At 71.8% G+C, this 12,228-nt stretch carries 10 protein-coding genes; 5 read left to right on the forward strand and 5 right to left on the reverse strand.

Annotation, left to right across the window (positions count from 1 at the left end):
• Nucleotides 1–35 precede the first annotated feature (35 nt).
• Nucleotides 36–1,460, forward strand: a complete 1,425-nt coding sequence (locus H180DRAFT_RS19080; RefSeq protein WP_055487307.1) for an RtcB family protein — start codon at nt 36–38, stop codon at nt 1,458–1,460.
• Nucleotides 1,461–1,729: 269 nt separating this feature from the next.
• Here the strand turns inward: H180DRAFT_RS19080 and H180DRAFT_RS19085 are convergent, their stop codons facing one another.
• From H180DRAFT_RS19085 to H180DRAFT_RS19095, 3 genes are all read right to left on the reverse strand, one after another.
• Nucleotides 1,730–2,845 (reverse strand): baeRF2 domain-containing protein, encoded by a 1,116-nt coding sequence (locus H180DRAFT_RS19085; RefSeq protein ID WP_055487308.1) that lies wholly within the window; start codon nt 2,843–2,845, stop codon nt 1,730–1,732.
• A gap of 140 nt (nt 2,846–2,985) precedes the next feature.
• Nucleotides 2,986–3,786 (reverse strand): sigma 54 modulation/S30EA ribosomal C-terminal domain-containing protein, encoded by an 801-nt coding sequence (locus H180DRAFT_RS19090; RefSeq protein WP_055487309.1) that lies wholly within the window; start codon nt 3,784–3,786, stop codon nt 2,986–2,988.
• 256 nt (nt 3,787–4,042) lie between these two features.
• Nucleotides 4,043–4,468: a CBS domain-containing protein gene (locus H180DRAFT_RS19095; protein ID WP_055487310.1), complete on the reverse strand. Its 426-nt coding sequence runs from the start codon at nt 4,466–4,468 to the stop codon at nt 4,043–4,045.
• Between the two features lie 196 nt (nt 4,469–4,664).
• Here H180DRAFT_RS19095 and H180DRAFT_RS19100 point away from each other — a divergent pair, with 196 nt between their 5' ends.
• Nucleotides 4,665–5,102 carry an archease gene (locus tag H180DRAFT_RS19100; protein ID WP_055487311.1) on the forward strand — a complete coding sequence of 146 codons (438 nt, stop codon included), beginning with the start codon at nt 4,665–4,667 and terminating at the stop codon, nt 5,100–5,102.
• 100 nt (nt 5,103–5,202) lie between these two features.
• On the opposite strand, the gene H180DRAFT_RS19105 is transcribed toward H180DRAFT_RS19100, so the two are convergent.
• Nucleotides 5,203–6,873 carry a hypothetical protein gene (locus tag H180DRAFT_RS19105; RefSeq protein WP_055487312.1) on the reverse strand — a complete coding sequence of 557 codons (1,671 nt, stop codon included), beginning with the start codon at nt 6,871–6,873 and terminating at the stop codon, nt 5,203–5,205.
• 119 nt (nt 6,874–6,992) lie between these two features.
• Entirely contained in the window at nt 6,993–9,191 is a 2,199-nt protein-coding gene (locus tag H180DRAFT_RS19110; protein WP_055487313.1) for an elongation factor G-like protein EF-G2, read from the reverse strand.
• A 212-nt stretch (nt 9,192–9,403) separates the two neighbouring features.
• Here H180DRAFT_RS19110 and pgsA point away from each other — a divergent pair, with 212 nt between their 5' ends.
• From pgsA to H180DRAFT_RS19125, 3 genes are read left to right on the forward strand one after another with little or no spacing between them, the layout of a single operon-like run.
• Nucleotides 9,404–10,048, forward strand: coding sequence for a phosphatidylinositol phosphate synthase (gene pgsA, locus H180DRAFT_RS29210; RefSeq protein WP_055487314.1), 645 nt, complete (start codon nt 9,404–9,406; stop codon nt 10,046–10,048).
• Nucleotides 10,045–11,025 carry a phosphatidylinositol mannoside acyltransferase gene (locus H180DRAFT_RS29215; RefSeq protein ID WP_055487315.1) on the forward strand — a complete coding sequence of 327 codons (981 nt, stop codon included), beginning with the start codon at nt 10,045–10,047 and terminating at the stop codon, nt 11,023–11,025. The genes pgsA and H180DRAFT_RS29215 overlap by 4 nt, the downstream gene beginning before the upstream one ends.
• Nucleotides 11,022–12,182 carry a glycosyltransferase family 4 protein gene (locus H180DRAFT_RS19125; RefSeq protein ID WP_055487316.1) on the forward strand — a complete coding sequence of 387 codons (1,161 nt, stop codon included), beginning with the start codon at nt 11,022–11,024 and terminating at the stop codon, nt 12,180–12,182. The genes H180DRAFT_RS29215 and H180DRAFT_RS19125 overlap by 4 nt, the downstream gene beginning before the upstream one ends.
• Nucleotides 12,183–12,228: the final 46 nt, after the last annotated feature.

The raw sequence follows: 12,228 nt of genomic DNA on the forward strand, positions 1-12,228 counted from the left end.
GTCGGCGCACGTCCGAACCGACGGAGGGTGACGGCATGGACATCACGCTGGTGGAAGACGGTCCGTTCCGCTTCCGCATCGACCGGCGAGGACCCATGCGCGTCCCGGGTGTCGTGCACGCCACCAGGGACCTGCTGCCGGAGGCCGCCGGGGACAGGGCGCTGGAGCAGGTCGTGAACGTGGCGACGCTGCCGGGCATCGTTCGCGCCTCGTTCGCCATGCCCGACGTGCACTGGGGGTACGGCTTCCCGATCGGCGGGGTCGCCGCGACCGCCGTCGATGACGGCGGTGTCGTCTCGCCCGGCGGCGTGGGGTTCGACATCTCCTGCGGGGTCCGGCTGCTCGCTGCCGACAGCGGGTTCGACCGGTCCGATCCCCGGCTGACCAAAGTGATGGACGTGCTCGGCGAGACGATTCCGCGCGGCATGGGACGCGGTGGCCTCTGGCGGCTTCAGGGGCGTGCCGAGCTGGAGAAGCTGCTGGTCGAAGGGGCGCAGTACGCCGTCGAGAGCGGTCACGGCGTGGCGCACGACCTGGCGCGCTGCGAGGACCGGGGGGCCCTGCCGGACGCCGATCCGGCACAGGTCGGGCAGCGGGCCGTGGACCGGGGGCTGCAGCAGGTGGGCAGCCTGGGCTCCGGGAACCACTTCCTCGAGGTGCAGGCCGTCGACCAGGTCTACGACGAGAACGCCGCCGCCGTCTTCGGACTGCATGCGGGTCAGGTGTGCGTGATGATCCACTGCGGCTCCCGCGGCCTGGGCCACCAGGTGTGCACCGACCATGTGCGCGCCATGGAGGGTGCCCTGCACACCTACGGCATCGAACTGCCGGACCGTCAGCTGGCCTGCGCTCCCGTCGTCTCACCACCGGGCCGGGACTACCTGGGCGCGATGGCGGCCGCCGCGAACTACGCGCGGGCGAACCGGCAGTTGCTCACCGAGGCGGCCCGCCGCGCGTTCGAGAGCGCTGCGGGGACGGGCCTCGACCTCGTCTACGACGTCTCGCACAACATGGCGAAGACGGAGACCCACGACGTGGACGGCGTGCCCCGCCGGCTGTGCGTCCACCGCAAGGGCGCGACGCCGGCTCTCCCGCACGGTGCCGGGGACCTTCCCGCGGATCTCGCCGCGGTGGGCCAGCCCGTGCTGGTCCCGGGCACGCTCGGGACGTCCTCGTACGTGATGGTGGGCATGCCCGGCAACGAGGCGTTCGGGTCCGCGTGCCACGGAGCGGGGAGGGTGTGGAGCCGCCACCAGGCGCTGCGCCGGGTGCGCGGCGAGGAGTTGCGCGAAGAGCTGGAGTCCCGCGGCATCGCCGTACGGCCGTCCTCCTGGCGGGGGCTCGCAGAGGAGGCGCCGGGGGCCTACAAGGACGTGGACGCGGTGGCCGCGGCGACCGAAGGCGCCGGGCTGGCCCGGCTGGTGGTGCGGCTGACGCCGCTCGGTGTCACCAAGGGGTGACCGGCCGGCCGGCGGGCGCCATCCGGCCGGACCGGCGAGTGCGTGGCGGCCGCGCCGTCGCAGACGCTCGTTTCCGCCGCTCGGAGCCACGGACAGCGTGCACCGAGCCCCGGACGCATCGCGTCCGCCGGCCCGCGGGCCGCGGCCCGAGAGCTCGAGGCCGCGGCGAGGTGCCTTGCGCCGCCCGCCGCTCGCCTTGCGCCGCGGCGGTCATTCGCCTCGCGGCGGTGAATTGCGTCCCCGCACGGACGGCAGGCGGGCCGTGCAGCTCATGTGTACCGGAGCAGCGCCCCCACCCCGTGGGCAGGCGCCCCCTCCGTGCCGGGCGGGACGACACGCACGTCGGCGTCGGTGAGAAGCGCGGCCCGTGCCGCCACGTCCGCCAGAGAGCCGGGCGACAGGCGGGGGCCGCCGCGGTCGGGCATCTCGCGGTCCGCGATGTCGGTGGGCCCGGGGCCGAACCACGCGGTGCGGGTGTCACTCGGATCGTGCGTGAGCACGAGGGTGCGGACCTGCCCGCGGGCGAGGGCTTCCGTGGTCTCCCGCACCCCCTCCACGGTGCGGCCCCGGGGGCCGCGCTCCTCGGCCATCTCCTGCAGCAGCTCCCGCGTCTGCCGCTCGCCCTCGCCGCGCCGCTCCGCTTCGACCTGTGCCCTGCGGCCGTCGAAGGCCCCGTCGTGGCTGCGGCTCCCGCTCACCCCACGAATGCGCACCTGATGCCGCACGGCCTTGGGCAGGTGCTTGGTCACGTACTGCACGGCGCGCACGTCTCCGGCGAGCAGCACCACACGCGCCGAGACGCGGGCCACGGCCCGGCTGAGGGCGTCGGCGACGTGTGCGGCGTTGTGTTCCCAGGAATCCTCCGCGCGGTGCTGATAGCGCATCTGGGACCAGCCGCCGGGCGCGTTCCGTACGATCTCGTCGTCGGGGCCGTCGACGGTCTCCCGGACCGGCCTGGTGCCGGCCTCCGGGCAGATCTCCAGGTCTGCACCGGTGCGGTCGCACACGGCCAGCACGTACGCGGGGTGGTCCTGCCGCCACTCCAGCACGGGCAGCAGGTGCGGCAGCGGTCCGTACATGACGAGGTCGGTCTGCCGGCCCCCCGGCATCTCGGTGACGTGGACCAGCTCGCCGTCCGAGGCGAAGGCGGCAAGCGTGCCGGAACCGGGCAGCGCCGCAAGCGCCTGCCGGGCAACGGCCTGCATGGCCTCCCTGCCGTCGGTGGTCTGCTCGGCCAGCTGCTGGACGAGGGCCTTCCAGCGCAGCTCGGCGTCTTCCTCCTGCTCGGGGCGGGCGTCCAGGGCGTAGTACACCGATATCACCGGCGCGTGGCCGGCCAGCAGGTTCGTCAGGACGCCGTCGCTGATGTCAGTGACCGTTTTCATACGGGCCTCCTCGGCCAGACGAACGGTTCTTCACGTCCGGAACCGCGGCAGCCCGCCGGAGCAGTGCTTCGATGCCATGCCCCCGCCGGGTGGGCACGGATGGTGCACACGGACGTGCCCGGCCGGCCCGGACGGTGGGCCTACTCGGCGGGGGTGACCAGGCCGTAGTGGCCGTCGTAGCGGTGGTACAGCACGCTTCCGCGGCCGGTGGCCGCATCGGCGAAGAACACGAACGGGAACCCGGCCAGATCGAGCCTCTCCCTCGCCTCGTCGACCGTCAGCCGCGGGGCGGGGAGGTCGCTGACGGTCAGCGGCACAGCAGAGGTCTCCGTCCCGAGGGGGCGGGGGTGCAGCTGGGCGAGCCGGTATCCCGTGGGGCCGGCCCGGTAGAGCACGCTGTCCTCCCCGGTGCCGATGTCGGTGAACAGCTGAAAGCCGTAGTCCATCATCTCCAGCTCGAAGGCCGCCTCGTCCGGGGTCTCCCGGTCCAGGGTGAACGACTTGTGCCGGACGACCTGCCGCTCTTCGGGCGGCCGGGGGAAGTAGTCGGGATGATGGGTCGGCTCGCTGAGATGCCGCCACTCGTTCGGGGCGGACACGGGCATCCCGCCGCGCCGGGCCTCCCAGTTCCGGGCCAGCCGGTCCAGCCGTTCCCCGAGCCTGTCGTGCAGGAGGTCCGCCGCCTCCGTCGCCGTCCTGCCGGCAACCTGGGCGCGTGCGACGCGTCCGTTGACGTCCAGGCTGGCCTGGGCGGTCACCGGGCGCCGCGTGGCGGGGTTCGCCGTGCGCGTCAGCCTGACCCGGCCGTAGAGGACCGGTTCCGGTGCCCGGGACAGCAGCGCCTGCACCTTCCGCTGCGCGTAGTCGGCGGCGTCCGGCGACAGTTCGCCCCGGGTCGCCACCTGGATCTCGGGAGCCCGCTGTTGCACCGTTCGCCTCATGCCAGCCTCCTGTCACTGAGTGCTGGTTCCACCCTGGCCGCCCGGAGGTCATCCGTGCAGGGGCCGAAGGGCCCACGTGCGGGGCCGCCCCGCCCGCCCCCCGGACACTGCCGGGCTGCCGAAGAGGCGGGCCGGTGAATCCCGGGCCTCCAGCGCTCCGGCACCCGGCATGACGCAGACCGGGCCCGCGCGAACGCGAACTGGTCCGCGACTTGCCGCCACGGTGTGCGCACGCGCTGGGGGCCCGGCTCGCGGCTCAGATGCTGCGGGCCACCACGGCCTCGACGAAGCGGCCGACCTCCCTCTCGGGCAGGTTGCGGGCGAGATCCGCCTCGCTGATGATCCCGACCAGCCGCTTGTCGTTGTCGAGGATCGGCATGCGCCGGACCTGGTGCTCCTCCATGGTCTCCAGCACCTGCCTGATGTCCATCTCCGCCGTCGCCGTGACCGGCTTGCCGGCTATCAGCTCCCCGGCGGTCATCTTCTTCGGATCCCCGCCGGCCGCGATGCACTTCACGATGATGTCGCGGTCCGTGACGATGCCGCGGAGCTTGTCGTCGTCACTGCAGATCGGCAGGACACCGACGTCCTTGTCGCGCATGTGGCGCGCCGCGGTCTCCAGCGTCTCGTGTTCGCCCACGCAGTGGGCGCCGGTGTGCATGACGTCTCGGGCGATGGTCATGGCAGCCTCCTCGATTCAGGCACAGAGGGCGGCGTTCCCAGAGGCACACGGGTCTCGTATGTCCCCTGAGGCCCTCAACCAGACTCCATTCTCAGCTCGCCACTCCCGCCACGCATCCGGAGTAACGCGCTGCCGCGGCCCCGCCCCCGTCGGCGGAGCATTGACCATGACGGGCAACTCACGAGGAGGCCGCGCCATGGTGTCACCCGGCAGTGCCGAGGGGCGGGGCGGGCACCGCACCGTCCCGCACACGGCGGACCTGCGGGTGGAGGCATGGGGCCCCACCCGTGAGGAGTGCCTGGCGCACGCGGTGCGTGGCGTGTGCGAGTCGTTCCTGGACGTGAGAGGGACGGCCCCCGTGCGGAAGCGGGAGGTCACGGTGCGGCCGGAGACGGACGAGGACCTGCTCAGAACGCTGCTCGAGGAGTTGGTCTACCGGCTCGACACCGACGGCGAAATCCCGGTGCAGATGACGCTGACCCAGGTCCCCGGCGGTCTGCGGGCCGCCCTGCACATGGCCGAGGTCGCCCCGCTGCCGGTCACCGGGGCAGCGCCGAAGGCGGTGACCCTGCACGAGCTGGTCTTCCGCCGCGGCCCGCACGGCTGGATCTGTTCGGTCACTCTCGACGTGTGAGCGGGGCGGGCGGCGGGCGACGCGAACGCCCGCGCGGCCCGGGACCGGCCGCAGGCCACGACGCCCCTGATGCCGGCGGGGCTGCCGCGCCGCCGCCGGTTCACGCGTCGTAGACGTCGGCCTTCGTCGGCTCGGCGCCCTGCACCTGAGAGCTGAGGAAGAGGGAGCGGGTGCCGAACTGCTGGGTGTCGCAGCCGTTCTCGTCGAGTATGCGCATCGCCGCCGCGTGCACGACACGCAGCACCGGAGTGGCCGCGCGCAGCGCGTCGTCGGCCATGAAGCGGTGCCGCCAGGGCTTGTCGGCCCAGGCGTGGCGCAGACCGAACGGTTCCGGAAGCGTCAGCTTGCCGCCGAGGAAGTCCAGCACCGGGGGGAACCAGGTGAAGGGCGCGCGGGCCGTGAGCCGGACCACTTCCTTGGCCTCCACCAGCGGCAGGTTGACCTCCTTGGTCTCCCAGAACTTCACGCTCTTGGAGACCTCCTTGGTCTTGGCCTTGGGCTTCGTGGTGAACAGCGGATGCACGGGGCCCAGGGCATGCCCCGTGACCTCGATGCGCAGCGTGTGGTGGAGCACGGTCACGGTGATCAGCAGCGTGATCACCAACTGCCCGTCCCAGAGGACGAACTGGACGCCGAGGTAGTGCCTGTCGCCGGCGCCGAACTGCTGCTCGTTGCAGATGCGCTGTATCTCGAAGTCCTTGATGCGGTACCCCTCGACCTCCTGGCCCTCGGGGCGCTTGACCTCGCCGGCGCCCTCGCCGATGGGGGAGACGATCCAGTGCCGTATCGACGGTGTGGGGAAGCCGCCGGTGTGCAGCGGTCCGCGCTCGAGCCTGCGCAGCTGGTCGTGGATGGCGCGCACCACGTCCCAGCTGCGGAAGGGGTTGATGTCGGCCGCCGGGTCCTTCGGGACCAGCTCCTCGGCGAGCTGCCAGCTGCCCCAGCGGGTGCCCATGCCGAGTATCCCCTTGGGGCCCGCGTAGTAGACGAGGTTGCTGGCCTGCTCGGCGCTGAGCTTGGCCAGACCCAGCCGGATGCGTTCGGCGCTCGCGTCCCCCGGGTCCTGCGGGACCGCCTCGGGGATCTTCGCCCCGACGCCGCTGCCGCCCAGCAGCTGCTCCCACTGCCCGCGGAGCATCTTGGCCGAGCGCTCGCAGACCTGCTTCGCCCACAGCCAGCCGACGACCGGCACGATGAGCATGCCGCGCAGGTAGATGCCGAGCACTCCGTCGAAGGGGAGCTTGAGTACGAACAGAACCGCCAGACCGCCCAGTGCGATCATGGCGGCGATGCCGAAGGCGCCCATCCGCTTGTCCTGGGCTCCGGCGAGGGCGCGGCGCAGCTGGAAGGCCAGCAGCCACAGCAGCGTCCCCGGCAGGAACAGCACCCCGAAGATGACCATGATGACGGTCAGCCGGGTGTCGCGGTCCTTACGGATGCGGGTGGCCGCCAGGCAGTGCTCGACGACCGTCTGCGGCTCGATGCCGAAGGACTGGATGAGTGCCTTTCGGGCCCCTCCCAGCAGCCGCACCTGCACGGCGCGCGAAAACGCCTCGCCCAGGTTCGGCTCGAACAGCGAGACGCGCGGGGGCTTCACCTTCGCGCCGTCGTTCGCCTTGATCAGTTCCGTTATCGGGCCGTCCCGGTACGCGGCGGAGGCGAGGGCCTGGGTGGCCGCGGTCTGGCCGCCCGAACCCGAGAGGGGCACCTGGGCGCCCGGACTGAAATCGGACGCGGCCTCGATCCCTTCGAAATCCTCGAACCCGGCCACTGAGCCCCCACTTCGTCAAGCCTCGGCGCTGCCCGCCCACGTGCGGTGCCGACCACAGCACATTCCCAACTGCCGTGGCCGGCACACCTCTTCACGTGCTTTGTCCAGCGTAGCCGCAGTCAGCCGCCGTTCTGCGCGGCTTCCAGGATCTTGCCGGCCAGCTGCTGGGGCATCGGTTCGTGGCAGGCGTACGAGCGGGCGAAGCGGCCCGTCCCGTGGGAGAGCGAGCGCAATTCCACGGCGTAGCGGCTGATCTCGATCTCCGGGATCTGTGCCCGTACGAGGGTGTGCCCGTCGGTGGCCTGCTCGGTGCCGGAGACCTTTCCGCGCCGGCCGGACAGGTCGCTCATCACCGAACCGACGTACTCGTCCTCGACGTCCACCTGCAACTCCGCGACGGGTTCGAGCAGATGGATGCGCGCCTTGGACGCGCACTCGCGCAGCGCGAGCGCACCCGCCGTCTGGAATGCGGCGTCGGAGGAGTCCACCGAGTGGGCCTTGCCGTCGTACAGCGTCACCCGGAAGTCGACGAGGGGGTAGCCGGCGGCGAGGCCCTTTGCGGCCTGGGCGCGAATGCCCTTCTCCACCGAGGGGATGAACTGCCGGGGCACGGCCCCGCCGACGACCTTGTCGACGAACTCGATTCCCGAACCGCCCGGCAGCGGCTCCACCTTGATGTCGCAGATCGCGAACTGCCCGTGTCCGCCGGACTGTTTGACGTGCCTGCCGCGGCCCTCCGCGCTCTCGGCGAACGTCTCCCGCAACGACACCTTGTGCGGCACGGAATCGACGTTGACGCCGTAGCGGGCACGCAGCCGCTCCAGTGCGACGCCCATGTGCGCCTCGCCCAGGCACCACAGGACGAGCTGGTGGGTGTCCGGGTTCTGCTCCAGCCGCATCGTCGGATCCTCTGCGACGAGCCGGGAGAGCCCTTGCGAGAGCTTGTCCTCGTCGGCCTTCGTGTGCGCCTTGATGGCGACCGGCAGCAACGGGTCCGGCATCACCCACGGTTCCATCAGAAGCGGGTCGTCCTTGGCGGACAGAGTGTCGCCCGTCTCCGCGCGGGTCAGCTTGGCCACGCACGCGAGGTCGCCGGCCACGGCCTTGGACAGGGGACGCTGCTGCTTGCCGAACGGTGCGGACAGCGCCCCTATCCGCTCGTCGACGTCGTGGTCCTCGTGCCCACGGTCCTCCAGTCCGTGACCGGAGACGTGCACGGTCTCGTCGGGACGGAGCGTGCCGGAGAAGACACGGACGAGTGAGATGCGGCCGACGTACGGGTCCGAGGAGGTCTTGACGACCTCGGCGACCAGCGGGCCGTCGGCGTCGCAGGTCAGCGCCGGGCGGGGCTTGCCCTCCGGCGTGGTGACGGCGGGGATCTCGTGCTCCAGGGGCGAGGGGAAGCCGCCCGTGATCAACTCCAGCAGTTCCACGGTGCCCAGGCCGTGCCGTGCGCCGTCGGCGGCGGGCGCCGCCGCCAGCACGGGATGGAAGACGCCGCGCGCGACGGCCTTCTCCAGGTCCTGGATGAGCGTCGGGACGTCGCACTCCTCGCCGCCGAGATAGCGGTCCATGAGGGTCTCGTCCTCGCTCTCGGAGATGATCCCCTCGATGAGCCGGTTCCTGGACTCCTCGATCTGCGGCAGCAGTTCGGGCCCCGGCTCCCGCTCGGTGCGCGTCCCGGACGAGTAGTCGTAGACGCGCTGGGAGAGCAGCCCCGTCAGGCCCTCCACGGGTGCGTGCCCGTCGGAGCCCTCCGCGCCGCGCAGCGGCAGGTAGAGGGGGAGGACGGCGTCGGGGTCGTCCCCGCCGAAGACGCTCTGGCAGACCGAGACCATTTCCTCGAAGTCGGCCCGTGCGGCGTCGAGATGAGTCACGACGATGGCGCGCGGCATCCCGACCGCCGCGCACTCCTCCCACACCAGCCGCGTCGCGCCGTCGAGACCGTCGGCCGCCGAGACGACGAAAAGGGCCGCGTCCGCTGCCCGCAGACCGGCCCTCAACTCCCCGACGAAATCCGCGTATCCGGGGGTGTCCAGCAGATTGATCCGGATGCCTTCCCACTCGACCGGCACCAGTGAGAGCTGCACCGACCGGTGCTGGCGGTGCTCGATCTCGTCGTAGTCGGAGAGGGATCCGCCGTCCTCCACCCTTCCTGCTCTCGTCACCGCCCCGGAGGCCAGGGCGAGTGCTTCGACGAGCGTGGTCTTTCCCGATCCGCTGTGGCCGACCAGGACCACGTTCCGCAGCTGGGAGGGGTGGTCGGCCGCCGCTGCCCTGCCGGCGGCTCCGGGGTGTGTGTTCGCCTTGTCGCCCATGTGTCCCGCCTTCCGGTCGACACGTGCCGGCTCATCTGGCTTCGTCGCGAAAACCGCGGTACTTCGAGCTTTCCACCGCTCCCGGCACGCGTCCATACGTAGGAAGGGACGGTGCCGCGGACCCTGGAAACACGGCTCGGCGCGCCTGGCTAACATGGGCCCGCCGGTGGCCGTATCCGCCGCCGGGCCCGCCATCGATCAACGGGACCACCATGCTGAACAAGTACGCGCGTGCGTTCTTCACGCGTGTTCTCACTCCTTTCGCGACGCTGCTGCTGCGACTGGGAGTGAGCCCGGACACGGTCACGCTGATCGGCACCGGAGGGGTCGTTGCGGGAGCGCTGGTCTTCTACCCGCTCGGCGAGTTCTTCTGGGGCACCGTCGTCATCACGCTGTTCGTCTTCTCCGATCTCGTCGACGGCACCATGGCGCGGCAGCTGGGCCGCTCCAGCCGGTGGGGCGCCTTCCTCGACTCGACCCTCGACCGCGTCGCGGACGCGGCCGTCTTCGGCGGCATCGCGCTGTGGTACGCGGGAGGCGGCGACAGCGTCCTGATGTGCGGCGTGACGATCTTCTGCCTCGCCAGCGGCCAGGTGGTCTCCTACACGAAGGCCCGAGGGGAGAGCATCGGGCTGCCGGTGAACGTCAACGGCCTGGTGGAGCGCGCCGAGCGGCTCGTGATCACGCTCGTCCTGGCCGGCTTCTCGGGCTTCACGACCTTCGGCGTCCCCTACATCGGCGTGCTGCTGCCCGTCGCGCTGTGGGTCGTCGCGCTCGGCAGCCTCGTCACGCTCGGCCAGCGGATGGTGACCGTGCGGCGCGAGGCCGCCGAGGCGGAAGGGACGGGTGCGGCGTGAGCGGCGCCCGCGACCGGCTGACCGATTCGCTGTACGGGCTGGGCTGGGCCGGCGTGCGCCGACTCCCGGAACCCGCAGCGGCGGCCCTGGGCCGGAGCATCGCGGACACCGTCTGGAAGCGGCGCGGAAGGGGCGTGCGGCAGCTCGAGGCGAACCTGGCGCGTGTGGTGCCCGGAGCCTCGCAGCAGAGCCTCAGGCAGCTCTCACAGGCGGGGATGCGCTCGTACCTGCGGTACTGGATGGAATCGTTCCGGCTGCCCGTCTGGCGTGAGCGGCACATACAGGACAGCGTGCACATCCACGACCTGCACCTGCTCACCGACGGCATCGCGTCGGAGCGCGGAGTGATCCTCGCCCTGCCGCACCTGGCCAACTGGGACCTGGCAGGCGCGTACGTCACCACCGTCCTGAAGACGCCCTTCAGCACCGTCGTCGAACGCCTCAGGCCCGAGTCGCTCTTCGACCGGTTCGTCGCCTACCGGGAAGGGCTCGGCATGGAGGTGCTCCCGCACTCGGGCGGCGCCGCCTTCGGCACGCTCGCGCGCAGGCTGCGGGACGGCGGCCTGGTGTGTCTCGTCGCCGACCGGGACCTGTCCTCGTCCGGGATCGAGGTGAGCTTCTTCGGCGAACGGACGCGGATGCCCGCCGGTCCCGCCCTGCTCGCACAGCAGACCGGAGCGACGCTGCTGCCGGTGACCCTCTGGTACGGGGAGTCGCCGAGGATGGAAGGGAGGGTGCATCCGCCGGTCCCGGTGCCCTCGCAGGGCACGCGGGCCGAGAAGTCCGCCGTCATGACGCAGTCCGTGGCGGACGCATTCGCCGGGGGCATCGCCGAGCACCCGCAGGACTGGCACATGCTGCAGCGGCTGTGGCTCGCGGACCTGCCGGCCCGTCCGGGAGCGGGGGGTGCGGCCACCGCCCCGGAGGAGGACGGCGCGGCCGGGCACGCGAAGTACGGGGAGGAGCGGGAGAGATGAGGATCGGCATCGTCTGCCCGTACTCCTGGGACGTCCCGGGCGGCGTGCAGTTTCACGTGCGCGACCTGGCGGAACACCTGGACGGTCTGCGGCACGAGGTGTCCGTGCTGGCGCCGTCGGACGACGAGACTCCGCTGCCGCCGTACGTCGTCTCCGCGGGCCGCGCCGTTCCCGTTCCCTACAACGGCTCCGTCGCGCGGCTGAACTTCGGCTTCCTCTCCGCGGCCCGCGTACGGCGCTGGGTGCACGACGGCCGGTTCGACGTGCTGCACATCCACGAGCCGGCCACGCCCTCCCTCGCGCTGCTCACCTGCTGGGCGGCGCAGGGCCCCATCGTCGCCACGTTCCACACCTCCAACCCGCGCTCGCGGGCGATGATCGCGGCGTACCCGATCCTGCAGCCGGCGCTGGAGAAGATCAGTGCGCGGATCGCGGTGAGCGAGTACGCGCGGCGCACGTTCGTCGAGCACCTCGGCGGCGACGCCGTCGTCATCCCCAACGGCGTCGACGTGGACTTCTTCGCGCGCGCCCAGCCGAAGGCCGAATGGCAGGGCGGCACGATCGGCTTCATCGGACGGATCGACGAGCCGCGCAAGGGACTTCCCGTCCTGATGAAGGCCCTGCCCCGCATTCTCCGATCGCTGCCCGGTACGCGGCTGCTGGTCGCCGGGCGGGGCGACGAGGAGGAGGCGGTCGGCGGCCTTCCCGAACACGTGCGGGAGCGGGTCGAGTTCCTCGGCATGGTCAGCGACGAGGACAAGGCGCGCCTGCTGCGCAGCGTCGACCTGTACGTCGCGCCCAACACCGGAGGCGAGTCCTTCGGGATCATCCTCGTCGAGGCCATGTCGGCCGGTGCGCCGGTGCTCGCCAGCGACCTGGACGCCTTCGCCCAGGTGCTCGACGGGGGAGGGGCCGGCGAACTCTTCCCGAACGAGGACCCCGACGCCCTCGCGGACGCCGCCGTGCGGCTGCTGAGCGACACGGAGCGGCGGGAGCGGCTGCGCACATACGGGAGCCGCCACGTCCGGCGCTTCGACTGGTCCACTGTCGGCGCCGACATCCTCTCCGTCTACGAGACCGTCGCCGACGGCGCAGCCGCCGTGGCGCCCGACGAACGCATCGGATTCCGCGCCCGTTTCGGCCTGGCCCGTGACTGAACGCGCCGGGTGGCCCGGGGCGTGTGCCGCCGGTCCGGACCGCGCC

It is taken from the genome of Streptomyces sp. WMMB 322 (assembly GCF_900090145.1).
Lineage (GTDB): Bacteria > Actinomycetota > Actinomycetes > Streptomycetales > Streptomycetaceae > Streptomyces.

Bases quoted from the DNA above. Each gene is read 5' to 3' on its own strand.
- H180DRAFT_RS19080 (WP_055487307.1), top strand. From the start codon at position 36: ATGGACATCACGCTGGTGGAAGACGGTCCGTTCCGCTTCCGCATCGAC.
- H180DRAFT_RS19110 (WP_055487313.1), bottom strand. From the start codon at position 9,191: ATGGGCGACAAGGCGAACACACACCCCGGAGCCGCCGGCAGGGCAGCG.
- H180DRAFT_RS19125 (WP_055487316.1), top strand. From the start codon at position 11,022: ATGAGGATCGGCATCGTCTGCCCGTACTCCTGGGACGTCCCGGGCGGC.
- H180DRAFT_RS19090 (WP_055487309.1), bottom strand. From the start codon at position 3,786: ATGAGGCGAACGGTGCAACAGCGGGCTCCCGAGATCCAGGTGGCGACC.
- pgsA (WP_055487314.1), top strand. From the start codon at position 9,404: ATGCTGAACAAGTACGCGCGTGCGTTCTTCACGCGTGTTCTCACTCCT.
- H180DRAFT_RS19095 (WP_055487310.1), bottom strand. From the start codon at position 4,468: ATGACCATCGCCCGAGACGTCATGCACACCGGCGCCCACTGCGTGGGC.
- H180DRAFT_RS19085 (WP_055487308.1), bottom strand. From the start codon at position 2,845: ATGAAAACGGTCACTGACATCAGCGACGGCGTCCTGACGAACCTGCTG.
- H180DRAFT_RS19100 (WP_055487311.1), top strand. From the start codon at position 4,665: ATGGTGTCACCCGGCAGTGCCGAGGGGCGGGGCGGGCACCGCACCGTC.